This is a genomic window from Kocuria sp., from assembly GCF_030530945.1.
GTDB lineage: Bacteria > Actinomycetota > Actinomycetes > Actinomycetales > Micrococcaceae > Kocuria.
This window is the reverse complement of sequence record NZ_JAUMTZ010000009.1, coordinates 25027-41970: the sequence shown is the minus strand read 5'-3', so window position 1 is coordinate 41970 and position 16944 is coordinate 25027. Positions and strand designations below refer to the sequence as shown.

At 72.7% G+C, this 16944-nt stretch carries 13 protein-coding genes; 7 read left to right on the top strand and 6 right to left on the bottom strand.

The features are described from left to right. Nucleotides 1-23: 23 nt before the first annotated feature. Nucleotides 24-1061, bottom strand: a complete 1038-nt coding sequence (locus Q4A22_RS08945) for a glycosyltransferase family A protein (protein WP_303178720.1) — start codon at nucleotides 1059-1061, stop codon at nucleotides 24-26. Between the two features lie 268 nt (nucleotides 1062-1329). Between Q4A22_RS08945 and Q4A22_RS08940 the strand changes: the two genes are divergently transcribed. The 4 genes from Q4A22_RS08940 to Q4A22_RS08925 are packed head-to-tail and all read left to right on the top strand — an operon-like array spanning nucleotide 1330 to nucleotide 5802. Beyond that, nucleotides 1330-1998 carry a YveK family protein gene (locus Q4A22_RS08940; protein ID WP_303178718.1) on the top strand — a complete coding sequence of 223 codons (669 nt, stop codon included), beginning with the start codon at nucleotides 1330-1332 and terminating at the stop codon, nucleotides 1996-1998. Continuing rightward, nucleotides 1995-3290, top strand: coding sequence for a glycosyltransferase (locus Q4A22_RS08935; RefSeq protein WP_303178717.1), 1296 nt, complete (start codon nucleotides 1995-1997; stop codon nucleotides 3288-3290). Before Q4A22_RS08940 ends, Q4A22_RS08935 begins: the two co-directional genes overlap by 4 nt. Further along, nucleotides 3287-4675, top strand: a complete 1389-nt coding sequence (locus tag Q4A22_RS08930) for a hypothetical protein (protein ID WP_303178715.1) — start codon at nucleotides 3287-3289, stop codon at nucleotides 4673-4675. Before Q4A22_RS08935 ends, Q4A22_RS08930 begins: the two co-directional genes overlap by 4 nt. A gap of 41 nt (nucleotides 4676-4716) precedes the next feature. Continuing rightward, nucleotides 4717-5802 (top strand): glycosyltransferase, encoded by a 1086-nt coding sequence (locus tag Q4A22_RS08925; RefSeq protein ID WP_303178713.1) that lies wholly within the window; start codon nucleotides 4717-4719, stop codon nucleotides 5800-5802. 112 nt (nucleotides 5803-5914) lie between these two features. Here the strand turns inward: Q4A22_RS08925 and Q4A22_RS08920 are convergent, their stop codons facing one another. From Q4A22_RS08920 to Q4A22_RS08910, 3 genes are read right to left on the bottom strand one after another with little or no spacing between them, the layout of a single operon-like run. Further along, nucleotides 5915-7531 carry a lipopolysaccharide biosynthesis protein gene (locus tag Q4A22_RS08920; protein ID WP_303178712.1) on the bottom strand — a complete coding sequence of 539 codons (1617 nt, stop codon included), beginning with the start codon at nucleotides 7529-7531 and terminating at the stop codon, nucleotides 5915-5917. A 7-nt stretch (nucleotides 7532-7538) separates the two neighbouring features. Further along, nucleotides 7539-9389 (bottom strand): hypothetical protein, encoded by a 1851-nt coding sequence (locus tag Q4A22_RS08915; RefSeq protein WP_303178711.1) that lies wholly within the window; start codon nucleotides 9387-9389, stop codon nucleotides 7539-7541. Between the two features lie 35 nt (nucleotides 9390-9424). Beyond that, on the bottom strand, nucleotides 9425-10870 hold the full coding sequence (locus Q4A22_RS08910) for a glycosyltransferase (RefSeq protein WP_303178710.1): 1446 nt from the start codon (nucleotides 10868-10870) through the stop codon (nucleotides 9425-9427). A gap of 370 nt (nucleotides 10871-11240) precedes the next feature. On the opposite strand from Q4A22_RS08910, the gene Q4A22_RS08905 reads away from it, so the two are divergent. Both Q4A22_RS08905 and nhaA read left to right on the top strand, forming a co-directional pair. Next, complete coding sequence (locus Q4A22_RS08905) at nucleotides 11241-11741, top strand: DUF2505 domain-containing protein (protein WP_303178709.1); 501 nt, start codon at nucleotides 11241-11243, stop codon at nucleotides 11739-11741. 110 nt (nucleotides 11742-11851) lie between these two features. Continuing rightward, entirely contained in the window at nucleotides 11852-13147 is a 1296-nt protein-coding gene (gene nhaA / locus Q4A22_RS08900; RefSeq protein WP_303178707.1) for a Na+/H+ antiporter NhaA, read from the top strand. A 175-nt stretch (nucleotides 13148-13322) separates the two neighbouring features. Here nhaA and pth read toward each other — a convergent pair whose 3' ends face one another. Both pth and Q4A22_RS08890 read right to left on the bottom strand, forming a co-directional pair. Continuing rightward, complete coding sequence (gene pth, locus Q4A22_RS08895; RefSeq protein ID WP_303178705.1) at nucleotides 13323-13910, bottom strand: aminoacyl-tRNA hydrolase; 588 nt, start codon at nucleotides 13908-13910, stop codon at nucleotides 13323-13325. Nucleotides 13911-14091: 181 nt separating this feature from the next. After that, the gene (locus tag Q4A22_RS08890) at nucleotides 14092-14736 is read right to left on the bottom strand and encodes a 50S ribosomal protein L25/general stress protein Ctc (RefSeq protein WP_303178703.1); all 645 of its coding nucleotides are present in this window, start codon (nucleotides 14734-14736) and stop codon (nucleotides 14092-14094) included. Nucleotides 14737-15307: 571 nt separating this feature from the next. Here Q4A22_RS08890 and Q4A22_RS08885 point away from each other — a divergent pair. Continuing rightward, nucleotides 15308-16786 (top strand): sugar transferase, encoded by a 1479-nt coding sequence (locus tag Q4A22_RS08885; RefSeq protein WP_303178701.1) that lies wholly within the window; start codon nucleotides 15308-15310, stop codon nucleotides 16784-16786. Nucleotides 16787-16944: the final 158 nt, after the last annotated feature.

Sequence of the window (16944 nt, the reverse complement as noted above, 5' to 3'; positions counted from 1 at the left end):
CCGCACGCGTCGCCGCACAGGGGTCAGCGGCGCATCGCGTCCGTGTAGCCCACGCTGGCGTCCACGGACCGCTGGCGGGACTCCAGCCACCGCATGCCCCCGGGCAGCCCCGCGATCCTCGCCTTGAGGGTGACCCGCCGCTGGCTGGGCATCATGCGCGCGGCCATCTGCAGGTGGCGCCTCGCGTCCTCCCTGCGGCCCTCCCGCATGGCCTGCTCCGCGTTCGACGCCGCCGCGAGCGGGGAGCCGTTCCGCAGCCGTCGCAGGAGCTTCTCGCGCTCCTCGGGGCTCAGCTCCTTCTCGAAGCGCGCGAGGGTCTTGCGCAGCGCCATCTCCTCCCCCGCGCCCATCCGGTCCCGCTGCGACTGCATGGACCCGCCGGACCAGGCGAGGACCGAGGTGACCTGCTCCACCCGATCGAAGCGCCACCCGCTGTACACGGCGCGCAGCCACAGCTCCCAGTCCTCCACGAACACCTGTTCGGGGTCGAACACCCCCACCTCGTCGAAGAAGCTGCGGGGGAACAGCCCGCTGAGGCTGCCGATGTTGTACTCGAGGATCACGCTGCGTTGCTCCTCGCGGCCGGGCATGCGCTCGCGGTAGACGGGACGGTCCGCGTTGATGCCGGACGGGGTGCACTGCCAGGCGTTGGCGTAGACCACGGTGCGCTCCCCGCCGGGGTTCGCCCGCACCTCGCGGTAGCGGTCCAGGAGGGTCTCCAGGTGGTGCGGAAGGAGCTCGTCGTCCGCGTCCAGGAAGGTCACGAAGTCCCCGCTGACCTCTTTGAGAGCCGTGTTGCGGGCCGCGCCGCAGCCCGCGTTGGGCTGGGAGAGCACGCGCACCACCCGGTCCGGGCGGGAGACGGCCTCGTAGCCCGCCAGCACCTCACGGGTGCGGTCCTGGGACCCGTCGTCCACCACGAAGACCTCCACCCGCGGATGGGTCTGGCGCAGCACGCTGCTGATCGCCTGCCCCACGATGTCCTGACCGTTGTAGACCGCGATCACCACGCTGATCAGCGGTGCGTCCTGTGCTGCGCCCTCGGCCGTGTGCTCTGCCATGTGTCCCCCCGTGCTGCCGGCGTGCCACGCCGGTGTCCGCGCACGGCCTGCTTCGACGGCCGCGCGATGCCTGTCCAAGTGTAGGAACGCCCGGGTGGCGTCCAGCGCCGTTTTCGTCCACACAACGGGGCACGTTTGTCCCGAAAACACCGTTTTCGCCCTCCGGCCCGCGCGCCGCTGACTAGAGTTTTCCCGTCATCACCGGCACAAGGGGGTTGCCGCGTGCATCCGGGCACCACCGGACGATGCGATGTTCAAGGGGAGAGTTGTGAATCTGAGTCAGTATGCGCGCTGCCTGCGGCGCCTGTGGTGGATCGTGGTCCTGACCACCGTCCTCGGCGCCGTGGCCGGCGCCCTCTCGGCCGTGGCCGTGCCGAAGTCCTACGAGTCCCAGGCGCAGGTCTTCGTGAACGTGGCCAACCCGCGCTCGGTCACAGACCTGCAGATGGGTGAGCAGTTCGCGGTGGCACGGGCCGGCTCCTACGCCAAGGTGGCCACCACCAGCTCCGTGCTCCAGCCCGTGGTGGACGAGCTCCACCTCTCGCAGACCCCCGAGCAGCTCGCGCAGTCCGCCGTGACCGCCACGAACGAGCCCAACACGGCCATGATCACCATCACGGCCACCGGCTCCTCCGCGCAGCAGGCCGCAGACATCGCCCAGTCCACCGCGGAGAGCCTGGTGCGCCAGAGCCAGGACCTGGAGACCATTCCTCCCGCCACGGACGGGGGTGCGCCCGCCCGGGTCAAGCTCAACGTGGTCCAGACCGCCGCGGTCTCCCCGGGCCCCGCCGGCCCGTCCCCCGCGGTGAACACCGCTCTCGGGGCACTCGTGGGGCTCATCGCGGGTCTGCTCCTGGTGCTGTGGCGGGGTTCCCGGGCGCGGTCCCAGGCCGCCGGCCACCGCCGCGCCGGGACCGTGGAGGGGGACCACCGATGAGCACCGAGAACCTCGCCAGCAGCACCGTCCGCACCACCGCGCGGGACGTGGTGGTGGTGTGCCCCACCGAGTACGGGGGGCAGCTGGAGCACGCCGCGGACCTCGCACTCGCACTGGACGACAGCCCGGCGGTGCGCCGCGTCACGCTGGTCTCCCGCCGCGGGGCACGGTCCTACCTCGGGTGGGACGAGCAGCACCCCGTGCGCGTGGTCGAGACGGTCCCGCCGCGCCGCACGGGCACGCCGTCCTCCCGGGCCGCCGCGGTGGCCCGGGCCGGGCTGCAGGTCCTGGACCTGCTGCGGGAGCACGTGGCGGTGCGCCGCGCGGCGCAGCAGGCGGGGAGGGACGCCGTCGTCGCCCTGGACTCCACCAAGTACCCGGCTCCCGGGCTGCTGCGGGCGCACCGCACCCAGCGCACGGTCGTCTTCGTGCACAACGCGCAGCCGCACTTCGACCTCGGCTCCGCCTCCGCACGGGAACGCGTGCTCATGTGGCTGGAGCACTCGTGCGCCCGGCACGCCGACCGTGTGGTCACCCACGGTGCCGAGCAGGGGGAGATCGTCCGCGGCTACACCGCCCGGCCCGTGAACGCCGTGGACCTGCCCGTGTCCTCGCGCCTGGACGGTGACCCCGCCGGCGAGAGCTCCCACCGGGAGTCCCCCGCCCACGAGCCGTACGCCCTGTGCCTCGGCGAGGTGCGCGCCAACAAGGGGATCGAGCTGGCCATGGACGCCGCGGGGCACGCCGGAGTGCCGCTGCTGGTGCGCGGTGCGGCGGAGAGCCCCGAGCTCGGCCAGGACCTGCTCCGGCGGGCCGCACAGTACCCGAGCGTGGACTTCGAGGACCGGTTCCTGTCCCGGGACGAGTTCGCCGCCCACCTGCGCGAGGCCGCCGTGATCGTGCTGCCCTACACGCACTTCGACGCCCACTCCGGGGTGCTCGCCAAGGCCATCGGCACCGGCACGCCCGTGGTGGCCTCGGACCTCGCCTCGCTGCGCGCGCAGGCGGGAGACTTCCCCGGCTTCGTGGGGGTGGACGTCCACGACCGTGACGCGTTCGGTGCGGCCCTGCGCGCCGCCTTCGACGCCGCCACGTCCGACGACGCCGCCCGGGTCGCCGGCACACGGGACGCCGGCACGCCGGACCGCGGCGCCGCAGACCCCCACGCCGACTGGTGGCCCTCCGTGGCCGCCGTGCTCGGCACGAACACCGCCACCACGCCGCGGCCCCGCCGGGGCACCGGAGACGGTGCCGCGGCCCACGGGCACCGGGACGCAGCGGACCACTCGTGAGCTCCGCCGCCGCCCCCGCGCCCGCACGCGGTCGCCACGCGGCCGCGGTGCGTAGCTCGGCGTCCGCCTCACGCCGCCGCGAGCGGCGCGCCGGCCTCGCCGGGGCACTGCGCGCCACACCCGGCACCCGCCTGGACCGGGCGCTGTCCGGCGCGCTGCTGGTGCTCTCCGCCCTGCCCTACGCCGCCGTCCCGCTGGGGTCCAACACCAACCTGCCGCTGTCCAGCGTGGTGTCCGTGGTGCTCGTGCTGCGCTGCGCCCGGCACATGCCCGTGATGTGGACCGCCCTGCTCGTGGGCGCGGTGCCGTTCTTCGCCTCGGCCGTGCGCATGTTCCTGACCCCCGAGCCGCTGCAGATCCCCGGGTCCATCACGTGGCTGGTGTTCACCCTCCCGTTCGCGGGCACGGCCGCGGCCGTGATGTTCCTGGGGCCCCGGGCCATCGCCTGGCTCAGCTGGACCGTGCTGCTCTCCGCCGCGTTCACCCTGGTCCAGAAGTACGTGTTCCTGGACGCCCTGGGGGTGATCCCCTTCGAGTCCCTCTACAGCCTCCCCGGCTACGCGAACGTGTCCGACTTCAGCGAGACCTTCCTCACCTACGTGCGACGGCCCTTCGGACTGTTCCCGGAGACCTCCTTCATGGTGGGCTCCCTGTCCCTCATGGCCATGGCCCTGGTGGTCCTGGTGCGCCACCACCGGACCACCATGACCCCGCGGGACGTCCTGTCCCTGGCCCTCGTGCTGTGGGCCGTGGCGATCTCCGGCTCCGGCGCCGCCGTGGTGGTGCTCGGAGTGGTCATGATCGCCGCCGTGGCGCCGTACGCGGTGCGCCGCGCGTGGGCCGCCGTCCTGATCGTGCCGCTCGGCCTCGCGGGCGCCGTGTTCGTGGGCCTGGGCGTGCTCCAGGACCGGCAGGACTCCTTCAACTGGTCCTGGGCGGACCGCGGGTCCTCCCTCACGGCCGGCGTCCGCTACCTGCTCTCGGATCCCGTCACGTTCCTGTGGGGCGTGGGCCGCGGCAACACCAACGCACTGTTCCTGACCGGGCGGATGCCCCTGGGGGACCTGCAGCACTACAACCCGCTGCCGGACATCTACTCCGTGATCGGGCGGGTGCTCCTGGAGAGCGGCATGGTCTTCGGCCTGGCGCTCATGGCGTGGATGGCCGTGCTGTGCCTGCGCTCGGGGGGACGCAACCCCCTGTGGCTCGGGGCGTGCACCCTCCTGGTGTGGCTGGTGGTGGCGGGCGCCACCACCAGCTACGACTCCGCGTTCTGGGTGTGGGGCACCGCCGGTCTGTGCCTGGGCCTCGAGCTCACCAGGGGCGAACGGGCCACCGCCGCCCAGGACGCCCCGCTGCCTGGCACGCCGCCGCCTCCCGCGTGAGCACCGAGAATCCACCGACCGCCACCAGAAAGGACCGCCGCGTGCGCGTTCTCCACATTGTCAACGACGCCGAGACGGGCGGGGCCCAGACGCTCATCGAGCAGCTGCTGCTTGCCCGGCAGCCCGAGGACGAGGCCCACCTGCTCGTGCTCCTCTCCCCCGGCGGCCTCTCCCCGCGGCTCGAGGTGGCCGCCACGAGCACCACCTACGCGGGGATGACCCGCCGTTCCGTGGTGCCCGCCGCCGCCATCCGCGAGATCCGCCGTCTCGTGCGGGAGCTGGGGATCGACGTGGTGCACTCCCACCTGCACCAGTCGGACCTGCTCAACGCGATCACCCCCCACGGCGCGGTGCGCGTCTCCACCCTGCACTCCAGCCTCAACGTGGCCTCGGGCTCGGTGGCCGGCGTGGTCTGGAAGCTCGTGGCCCGGCTGTCCACCCGCCTGGACGCGGTGGTGGCCTGCTCCCGCTCCGCCAAGAACTTCGCCGTGGACTTCGGGTACCGCTTCCCGGCGGACCGGATCCGGCTGATCCACAACGGGACGGTCACCGCGGCGGCCCCCGTGCCGGAGCCCGAGGGCCCTCCCGTGGTGCTGCACCTGGCCCGCTACGCCGAGGCCAAGGACCACCCCGTGCTCTTCCAGGCCTTCGCCCGGGTGCTGCAGACCCACCCGGAGGCGCAGCTGGTGTGCGCGGGGCACCTGGTGGACGACGACAACACCGAGCTCACGGACGAGCTGCACCGCCTCGGCATCCGGGACAGCGTGCGCCTGCTGGGGTCCGTGGGTGACGTGCGGTCGCTGATCCGCTCGGCCCACGCGGTCGTGTTCTCCAGCAACCACGAGGCGCTGCCCATGGCCGGCATCGAGGCCCTGAGCGAGGGGGTCCCCGTGGTCACCACGGACACCGGGGACGCCGAGGTGCTCGCGGTGGAGCGCGAGTCCGTGGTCCCGGTGCGCGACCCGCAGGCGCTCGGGGACGCCGTGAGCCGGTACCTCTCCCTGCCGCGGGAGCGGCGCGCGGACGTGCGGCGGCGCAGCTGGGAGCTGGCGAGGGAGCAGTTCGACGTGCAGCGCACCTCCGAGCGCTACCGCGAGCTCTACCGGGAGCTGCTCGGGGCCCGCTGAGGCCCGCCGCCCGCACCGCGGGCGCACCCACCGAACGACGACGCCGCCCGGGTTCCGGGCGGCGTCGTCGTTGCGTGCGGGGGGTCGGCCCCTGTGCGCGCGCTCTGGCTCCTCAGGAGGTGCGCCCGGCACCTCCCCCGGTGCCGGCGTCCGGCTCCGAGGTGGCGGCGGCTCCCACGGGTGCGAGGCCCACGGTCTCGGCGGCCTCCGCGGCCTCGTCCGGAGCCGCACCGCCCTCGTTGATGGCCCGGTCACGGCGTCGGATGATCCGGAACGCCCCCAGGAACACCGCCCCGAGCACCACGGCGCAGACCGCGATGGTGGGGATGGGGGGCAGGACCCTGCCCAGGGCCGTGAACGCGGCCACCGCGACGGCGGCGCCCGCGGTCATCAGCGCCCAGGTGCGCACGAGCCCGGCGGTGACGCCGCTGGGCTCGGCGCGCTCGCTGAAGAGGACCTGCACCGGCACCGCGAGCAGCAGCGGCCCCACCGAGGCCAGCATCACGAGCTGGAGGTCCCCCGTGGTGGCCGCGAGCCACACGGCGGGAAGGGTCACCACGAGGGTGGCCAGGCTGATCAGGGAGGCGAGCAGGGGGCTGCCCCGCAGGGTGAGCACCAGGTTCGGGACCTGGCCCAGCGCCTCCCCCAGCACGCCCACGACCACCATGGCCAGGGCGGGAGCCGCGAACGCCATCGGATCGCCCAGCCACACGGTGAGCAGCTCCGTGGGGATGGCCAGCAGAGGCACGCTGAGCAGCAGCCCCACCAGCAGGGAGATGGTGGTGGCGGTGCGGATGTGCTCCGCGGCCTGCGCACCCTGCGACTTCTTGATGGGGTACGCGAACGGCAGGGAGATCCAGCTCACCACCAGCCGGGAGCTCTGGAACACCCGCATGAGGGCGCCGAAGGCCGTGGCCGCGTGCAGGCCCAGGGCTGGGCCCACGATGAACAGGGGCAGCTGGTACACGCCCAGCAGGGACAGCGAGCCGATCGAGAGCACCGAGGACATGCGCAGCAGGGGCCGCCCCTGCTCCCGCCACGCGCCCGGCAGCGTCCGGGGCACGCCGAAGCGGCGGTGGACCCCCCAGAAGCAGACCAGCGGCGGGATCAGGATGGAGACGCACTCCACGAGCACCAGCGCGATCAGACCGCCGTGGAGGGGGATCAGCAGGGCATACCCCGCACCCCTGGCGAAGATCGAGACCACCGCGGCCTTGCGCTCGATGTCCGGGCGGTTCAGTGCCCACAGGATGGAGTTGCAGGCACGGCCCAGCACGGAGAAGAACAGGGTGAACCCGGCCGCCAGCAGCAGCGGGACCACCGCGTGGCGATCCTGCTCGGGCACCTTCACGGTGGTCAGGTACAGCGGGAACACCGCGAAGTAGACGGCGGTGAGCGCCACCGCCAGCACCAGGAACACGCCCAGCGCCACTCCCACGAAGCTCCTCCGCCGCTCATGGTGGGCGGCGTCGTCGGGCAGGTCCGTGAGGGTGCGCACGATCCCCGTGCCCAGGCCGAAGTCGGACATCGTGAGCAGCTGGATGGCACCGAAGGTGATGACCCACAGGCCGTAGGAGTCCGACCCCACGATCGCAATCGCGAACGGGTACAGCAGCAGCAGGCCGAAGATGCTCGTGAACCCCGAGATGTAGTTCCACAGGATGTTGGTCCCCACGCGGGACGCGCCGGTCTCGGACGAGGTGGTGGACGCGGCGGACGAATCAGTCATAACCGGTTTACAGGGCCTTCCACTGGGTGAAGAGTTCATCGAGCTGGCGGGCGATCTCGTCCCGCGCGGTGCGGGAGAGGACCGAGTGGTCCACCCCGGCCACGGGCCGGTCCACGATGTGCCGGCCGCGCCGCTGCAGCCGGTTCACCGCCCGGTCCGCGGTGGTCTCGCGGTAGCGTGCCTCGTCCTGCGGGCCGACCAGCAGGACCACGTCCCGGTCCCTGCTCGCCCGGTCCAGGACGTGGTCCGGGATGGACGCCGCGGGGCAGCGTCCCATGAGGTTCCACACGCGCTCCGGGGTGTGGTGGTGCACCAGGGCGGAAGCCGTGCGGCGACCCTGCGTGAGCCCCTCCCGGGTCCACGTCCCGGCGTGGCCGAGCAGCCGTTTCACGGAGGCGGTGGCCGGGTGCGGGCGGGTGCGGGCGGGCTCGGCGCCCCGCGTGTCCGCGGCGGCGGCCCGGGCGCGCAGGGTGGCGTCCCCGTCGTAGCTGTGGCGCAGCTCGTCGAAGAACGCCTGACGCATCCGCCACTCGTTCTGGTTGATGAGGATCAGGGAGCGGGCCGCGATCCCCTCGGGCTCGCGCGCCGCCCGCAGGGTGGCCCACGCCCCCGAGCACAGGACCGTGGCCACCACGTCCGCCGCCGGGAACACCTCCGTGAGCCACTGCGCCTGCTCCCGCAGGGCCTGGGCGTTGAGGTAGCGGTAGGGGTTCGGGTCCCGGTCGGACCACAGCAGCGCGCGGTCCCCGGCGCCGTCGCGGTCCGCCCGCAGGCTCGCCACGCCCTGCCCCGCGAGCCTGCGGGCGGTCTCCGACCACAGCGCGGAGCCGTCCCGCGGCTCGGAGGCACCCGGGGCGAAGAACGTCACCGGCTTTCCCGGCCACGGGGAGATCGGAGCCCGCCCGGCGGCGACGCCGTCGCGGGCCGATTCACCGGACGCGCCCGGCGCGTGGGCCGCAGCCGCGGCGACCGGGCCGGTGAGCACCCCGGGGTACCCGCGCGGGGAGACCTGCACGATCTCCTCGGCGCACGCGACACCCCCCGGGGACTGGAACTCGTTGCGCGTGGGACCGCGGCCGTCACCCGTGAGGGGGTGCAGGGGTGAGCGGGGGAACCGCCACAGCAGGTCCTCGAGGACGTCGTAGTGCACCCGCACGTCGAGCGACTCCACGCCGTACATCACCTTGGCCCGCGGCTGGCTGGTCTCGCGGTAGACCTCCACGTTGGGGGGCAGCTCCCGCATCCTGCGGGGATCCGGCAGCCCGGCCAGACCGGCGGCCTGGTCCTCCGTGAGCCACAGGCCCATGAGGTCCACACCCTCGCCCACGGGGATCTCGGGCAGGGTGGCGCGGCGCAGCCGGGACCACTGGTTGACGAACGTGGCCCCGCCCACGGGCTCCCACGCGATCACGTGGTCGAACTCCTGCGCGATCCCCGCGAGCAGCGCCGCACCCACCCGGTACCCGATCGCGTGGACGGGCAGGTCCTGGACGCCGCACAGCTCACGCGCCTGGGCGGTGGCCGCCAGGATGTCCGAGCGCCACACCCCGGGCAGGTCGTCGGCGGGTGTGAGGGCGTGCGAGTCCCCCACCCCCCGGTAGGCCACACGGGCCACGCAGTAGCCGGCCCCGGCCAGGAGCATGGCCAGCTGGCGCACCGCCCGGTAGCTCTGCACGTGCTCGCGGCCCACCGGCGGCGCGATCACCACCAGCCCGCGGACGCGCCCGTTCTCCGGCGTGTGCACCCACGTGAACGTGGCGTCCGAGCCCATGCCCGTCCAGCACCCCGCGCCCAGCACCCCTGCGGGCCCCGAGCCGGTGGTGGGAACCACCGTCTCCTGCATCTGTGTCATGGTCATTGCTCTCTCCCCAATTCTCTCCCCGTTGCACGGGATCAGTGCGAGTCCGCCCGCTCCACGAGCGGCACCTCGACCCCGTAGATCTCTCCCAGTCGTTGCCGCTGGACCGTGTGGCAGTTCTCCCACAGCGCCGCGCGCGTCCAGCGCGCGATCTCGTCCCTCGTCCGTTCGTCCGTGACCTCGTCCCAGCGTCCGGCGACCTCCTCCGGCGTGTCCACGACGAGCGGCAGCCCCGCGTCGTCGAAGACCCGGATGCGTCGCACGATCACGGGGATGTCGTTGAGCGCGGCCTCGAGCACCGTCAGGGGGAAGCCCTCCCACCTGGCGGTGTGCAGGTACACGTCGGCGCGCCGCAGGTGGCGGCGGACGTCCTCCTGGCCCACCCAGCCCGTCACCTCCACACCGTGCTCGCGCAGCATCTGCGCCACCTGCTCGTCGCCCCCGCCGATCCACAGCGGGGTGATGTCGTGCCCCGCCGCGCGGATGGCCTCCACGGCCTGCACGAAGAACACGGGGTCCTTCTGCGCCGCCAGGCGCCCTGCTCCGGCGACCACGAGCCGCTCGCCCTTCGCGGGCCGTGCCCGCACCTCGCCGTAGGGTTCGGCGATGTTGGGCACGTACACGGTGTGCGGGGCGATGGGCCCCCAGTGGGCCACGTTGTTCTCGGCCTTGGAGCACCCGGCGAGGACGTCCGTGCGCGCGGCGAGCGCTCCTTCGAGCATCCAGTAGGCCAGGCGCACGGGCCGGGAGCGGTCCAGGCGCGAGAAGGACCAGGCGTGGGGCGTGTAGACCTGTTTGATCCCGCCCAGTGAGAGGTCCACGAAACGGTTCCGGACCAGCCGGTGCCCCCTCCCGCCGCTCCGGGGCCCGCCCGCGCGGGGGGCACCGGCGACGGCGGACGGACCGTTCCCGCCGCCGGGCAGACCGGGCTCCTCGGAGCGTTCCCCCGGGCGGACCGCGCGCAGCTGCATGGTGGACGGCGCGGCGCTCAGCAGGTCCCCCTGGCGCTCGGCCCGTGTGGTGGGCGCGTGCGGGGCGTTCAGCGGGGAGAGGGTGTCGCGGCGTCGGCGCGGGAGGTGGCCCACGGCCAGGCGCGCGTACACCCCGGCATAGCTGGAGTGCGAGTGGATGACGTCGGGCTTGACGTCCCGAATGGCCCAGCGGGTGGCCTTGATGTTGGCGAGGTGTCCCCCGGGAAGGGAGCGCACCGATGCAAAATCACCGTCCCAATGGGCGTCCAGGTTCACGGCCTCGGGGCGCAGGTGGCACAGCAGGTGGTGCTCGCACTCGGGGGTGGCACGGGCGTAGTCGCGCACGGCGGCGGCCACGCCGCCGCCGAAGGCCTCGACCACGTGCAGCACCACCCGGCGACGCGCCGTGGGCTCCGGAGCACCGGCCCGCGGGTCCTCCGCGGGGGTGGAACCCCACGTGGTGCGCTGGCCGGACCTCGGTCCGGACAGGCGTAACTGATGCAAAGACATGTTCCCCCAATGGCTGCGCTCCCGCGGTGGCACCCGCGGCACGACGATGGATGTGCGCGTCATCGCGCCCAGGGCGGGATCCCCATCCCGCCGAGCCAGGCCGTACCGCACCCGAGGACGCGGCGGCCGGTGATCAGTCTAGAGAGCCGACCGTGGCGGAACTTGCGTTCAGGCACATGATCCGTGCCCCTTCTTTGGCGGACACTGCCCGTGTGACGCGTCCCCCGCGAAGGCGGTGCCCCCTGCGGCGGGCACCCGGAGGGGTTGGCCCGCTCCCCCCGGGCCCCGCGACTACGATGGGCCCAGCACCCGCAACGGGACCACCACCCGACGGGCACCGACGAACCGGCACCGACCCCCGAGGAGCACCATGTCTGTCAACGCATCCACCACCATCAAGGCCCCCGTGGAGACCGTCGTGAAGACCTTCACGGACGAGGCGTTCGCCCGCCACGTCAGCGAGCTGGCCGGCACGCAGTTCGAGTCCTTCGAGGTCAGCGGGGACACCTCCACCGCCTTCACCGCCACCACCGTGCGCAGCATGGGCTCCGACAAGCTGCCGGACGCCGTGAAGAAGTTCGTGAAGAACGGCGTGAAGTTCACCCAGGTGGACACCTACGACGCCCCGGCCGCGGACGGCTCCCGCGCCGTGCGCTCGGAGATCAAGGCCGCGGGCATCCCCGTGGGCGCCACCGCGCAGCAGAGCATCAGGCCCATGGGCGAGTCCGAGACGTCCGTGGACGTCACCGGCGAGGTCCAGGCCAGCATCCCGCTGGTCGGCAAGAAGATCGCCGCGGCGGCCGAGCCCTACATCGGCAAGGCCCTGACCTTGCAGGCCCGCCAGGCGGAGGCCTGGATCGCCCAGCACTGAGACCGAGCACGGCACACGCGTGGCCGGGCGGCGCCGACGAGCCGCCCGGCCACGCGCCGTTCCACGAACCTCACGGGCCGGACGACCGGCCCAGATGGGAGACACCCGACGTGACCACCGACACGCCGCCATCCACCAAGCCCGGCGCATCCGTCGCCGCGTTCCTGCGCCGGGACACCACCGGCGGCCTGCTGCTGCTGATCGCCATGGTCCTCGCCCTCGTGGTGGCCAACTCCCCGTGGGGGGACGTCTACTTCGGGCTCCGGGACGCCAAGCTGGGCCCCGGGGACGTCCCCGGCCTGGAGCACACCGTGGGCCACTGGGCCTCGGACGGACTGCTGGCCATCTTCTTCTTCCTCACCGGGCTCGAGCTGAAGACCGAGTTCGTGGACGGGGAGCTGCACAACATCCGCAAGGCCGTGCTGCCCGTGGTCGCCGCGTTCGCCGGCGTGCTGGTCCCGGCGCTGATCTTCCTGGCCGTGAACCTGACCACCGGGGCTGAGACAAGCGCGCTGCACGGCTGGGCGATCCCCACGGCCACGGACATCGCGTTCGCGGTCTCCGTGCTGGCGGTGGTGGGCTCGTCCCTGCCCGTGGCCATGCGCACGTTCCTGCTCACCCTGGCGGTCGTGGACGACCTCATCGCCATCGTGATCATCGCGTTCGTCTACACCGAGAGCGTCAAGTTCCCGTTCCTGCTGGGCGCGGCAGTGCTGCTCGCCGTGTTCTGGGTCCTCACGCACCGCTTCATGGGCTTCTTCATGGCCAAGCACTGGGCCGCCTGGGCGATTCTGCTGCCCATCGGCGTGCTCACGTGGTGGCTCGTGTACGAGTCCGGGATCCACGCCACGATCGCCGGCGTGCTGCTGGGCTTCATGGTTCCCGTGCTGAAGCAGACGCCGCGGGTGATCCGCCGCGAGGACCCTCGCCTGGGCCTGGCCCCGGCCCTGGAGCACCGCTTCCGGCCGCTGTCCAACGGCCTGGTGATCCCGGTCTTCGCGTTCTTCTCGGCCGGCGTGGCCGTGGGCGGCTGGGAGGGCATCTCCTCCGCCGCCCGGGACTCCGTGGCCCTGGGCGTGACCGCCGGGCTGGTCTTCGGCAAGCCCATCGGCATCTTCGGTGCGTCCTGGCTCATGGATCGCTTCACGTCCGCGGAGAAGGACAAGGACTACACGTGGGGCGACATGCTGGGGCTCACCCTGCTGGCGGGCATCGGCTTCACTGTGTCGCTGCTGGTGGCCGAGCTCAGCTTCGGCGAGGGCAGCCCCCACGGGGACCACGCCAAGGTGGGCATCCTGTGCGGCTCGCTGATCGCGGCGGTCGTGGGTGGCGTGGTGGTCACCCGCAGCAACCGCAAGTACAAGAAGATGCGCGCGGCCGGCCAGGACCCGGACACCCTCGACTGATCCCCGCCCTCCCGCACGACGACGGCGCCGCCCCCGGTTCTCCGGGTGCGGCGCCGTTCTCGTGGGCCAGCCCCGGGCGAGCCGCCCGGCGTGGTGGGCGGGGGGGGGGCCGGCGCACAGACGGTCGCGCGGCGTGGCGGTCAGATGTCCCGAAGCGCCCGGGGGCGGCGGGGGCTCACCCGGGGTTGCGGGCGTGGAAGTGCTGCTGGGCGGCCAGGAGGTCCTGCTCGGTGAGCATCTCCACGGCGTCCGCGGCGTCCGAGACCAGCAGGGGCAGCTCCTTGGCCTCCGCCCCCGTGAAGCGCCTGAGCACCCAGTCCGCGGTGTCCATCCGCCCCGGGGGTCGGCCCACGCCCACGCGCACCCGCACGTAGTCCTTCCCGCCCATGGCCTTGGTGATGTCGCGCAGCCCGTTGTGCCCGCCCTCGCCGCCGCCGCGCTTGAGCTTCACCGCACCGAAGGGCAGGTCGATGTCGTCGTGGACCACCACGAGCTCCGGCAGCCCCAGCGAGTAGTAGGAGGCCAGCGCGCTCACCGGCCCGCCGGAGAGGTTCATGTAGGTCAGCGGCTGGGCCAGCACGAGCCTCGGAGAGCCCGGCCGCATGCGCGTCTCCGCGACCACCGCGCGGGCCCGGTGCGCGGAGAGCTTCGCCCCCGCGCGGGAGGCCAGCTCCGCCACCACCGCGGCGCCGATGTTGTGCCGGGTCCCCGTGTACTTCTCGCCCGGGTTGCCCAGGCCCACCACCAGGGTGCGATCCGTCATGCCGTGCTCCTCGTCCGCGGCCCTCGTGGAACTCCCCCGGTGGCCGCTCTCGTGTGCTCGTGCCGCGCCGCCCGCGCGGGGCGTGGGCCCCGGGGACGACGACGGCGGTGGGGCGCCTCGCGCACCCACCGCCGCTCGTCGACCGGTCACGTCACGGGAGCGTGCGCGACCGGTGCGGGAATCACTCGTCGTCCGAGGACTCCTCGGCGCTCTCCTCGGAGGACTCGCCCTCGGACTCCTCGCCCTCACCCTCGGACTCGGTCTCGGGCTCCTCGCCGAGGTCCTGCTCGATGGGCTCGGAGACGTTGACCACGAGCAGCTCGGGGTCGGAGACCAGGGTGACGCCGGAGGGCAGCGTGATGTCCTTGGCGTAGACGTGCTCGCCGGGCTCCAAGCCCTCGATGTCCACCTGGGCGTGCTCGGGAACCTTGAGGGCGTCGGCCTCGACGACCAGGACGTTCTCCTCCACGTTGTGGATGGCGGTCGGGGCCACCTCGCCCTCGACGGTCACGGGGATCTCGACCTCGACGCGCTCGCCGCGGCGGACGGTCAGCAGGTCGATGTGGAGGATCTCGGGGCGCACGGCGTGGCGCTGGATCTCCTTGATCATGGCCAGGTGTCCCTCACCGTCCACGTTGATCTCCAGGACGGCGTTCGGGTTGCGGGAGGCCAGCATCATCTCGTGGCCGGGAAGGATCACGTGCAGCGGCTCGGCGCCGTGGCCGTAGATGACCGCGGGGATCTGGTCGTTGGCGCGCACGCGGCGGGCGTAGCCCTTGCCGAAGTCCGTGCGCAGGGTTGCGGGGATGGTGACGATGTCCACCATGGTGGTTCTCCTTCGATCGCGGGTCAGTGTGGTTACCGCCGGACCGTTCGGAGCTGCTGTGCCGGGTCTCCCGCTGCGGGGAGGAGCACCACTCCGGACGGCCTCCGACCGACGTGGTGCGGCACCCCCGTTCGCGCGCCCGCCCGGGACCGGGGTCCACCGGTGCGCGGCGCATCTCAAGGATCCACAAGCCGTCGTCGATAACGGGGCGCTCGCGCGCCCCCTCGCCTTGGCAACCGGGCCACGATACCACGCGGGGGTGCGCGGGCGGCGTCGCCCGCCGGAGGCGCGACCGGCCCCGGGGCGGGCCACGAACCGGGTGACAGGTGACCCCCAACCGGACCACGGGAGGCGCCCGCGGCGGCCGGGACGTGTCCCCAGATTGGTACCAAATCATGCATTTCGACAGGATTGCCGCAGGTGAGGAGGTATCTTGGGGTCTCAGCGGGCGTGAATCTCGGGGGAGATGAACACCGTGGTGCGGGACCGCCTCTGACTCGGTCCACCGCACCCGAGCGGGCGCGTGGGGCGTTCCGCGTCGAACGGTTTTTTGGGGGAAGGTTCGTCGACCGTGTTCAAGCAGGCCACTCACACACACCACCACGCCTCGTGGCGGCGCAGCTACCAGCGGGAGCTGCGCGCCTACGACGCACTCTCGCTGCTCGTGGCCCTGACCATCGCCCAGGCCCTGCGCTTCGGGTGGCTGGAGGGGCTGCTGCACCTGGAGAACCTGCCCGTGCCGTACTGGCTCGTGGGCCTGCTGCTCGCTGTCCTGTGGTGGAGCTGGCTCGAGCTGCGCGGCACCCGCGAGGTGCGGCTGATCGGCAACGGCACGGAGGAGGCCAAGCAGCTGGTCACCGCGTCGCTCACGCTGTTCGCGGCGATCGCCATCGTCTCCTACGCACTGAACGTGCCCACCGCCCGCGGCTACATCCTCTTCGCGCTGCCCCTGGGAACCGTGGCCCTGCTCGTGGGGCGAATGTGGGCGCGGCGGCAGCTCATGCGACGCCGCGCGAACGGGCAGAACATGTCCCGCACCATGGTGGTGGGCCGCTTCCCCGGTGCGGTGGAGCTCGTGGGTGAGCTGCAGAGCCGGCCGGACGCGGGCTTCGACCCCGTGGCCGTGTACATGCCCACCTCCCACCACAGGCTTCCGCAGACCCTGGAGTCCGTGGAGCTGCCCGTCAACGCCCTGGCGGCCCAGGAGCGGCCCAGCGTGCAGGACATCCTCCGGGCGTGCCGGGAGCACGACGTGGAGACCCTCGTGCTGGCCGCCTCCGTGCCGCTGACCACCACGGAGATCCGGCACCTGGGCTGGGCACTCGCGGACGAGCGGATCCGGCTCGTGATGAACACCGGGCTCACGGACGTGGCCGGGCCGCGCATCCACACGCAGCAGCTGGCCGGGCTGCCCCTGATCCACGTGGCCACGCCGCGGTTCACGTGGGCCAAGAAGCTCGTCAAGCGGGTCATCGACATCGTGGGCTCGCTCACCGCGCTGATCCTGCTCTCCCCCGTGATGCTGGTCCTCGCCGTCCTGGTCAAGGCGCACGACGGCGGCCCCGCCCTCTTCGCGCAGGAACGGGTGGGCATCGACGGCACCCGGTTCAGGATGCTCAAGTTCCGCTCCATGTACGTGGACGCGGAGGAGCGCAAGGCCGCCCTCGCGGCCACCAACGAGTCGGAGGGCGGGGTGCTGTTCAAGATGAAGGACGACCCCCGCGTGACCCGGCCCGGCAAGTGGATGCGCCGCTACAGCCTGGACGAGCTGCCCCAGTTCATCAACGTGCTCAACGGCACCATGTCCCTCGTGGGTCCGCGCCCGCCGCTGGCCAGCGAGGTGGACAAGTACGAGCAGCACGTCTACCGCAGGCTCCGGGTGCGCCCGGGGATCACGGGGCTGTGGCAGGTGTCGGGGCGCTCCGACCTGGACTGGAACCAGACCGTGCGCCTGGACCTCTACTACGTGGAGAACTGGTCCCCCGTGCAGGACCTGGTGATCATGCTGCGCACCGTCCGCGCGGTGTTCGCCTCCGACGGTGCCTACTGAGCCGCCGCACAGCGCTCTCCCACGGGCCGCGCACCTCATCGTGAGGTGCGCGGCCCGTTCCGTTCGTGCCCCTCCAGTCCGGGCCTTCTCCAGCCCGCCCCCCTCCCGTCGCACCCCCCAGCTATGGCCCCGGGCTCCCTCCCAGGCGCCCCTCTCCC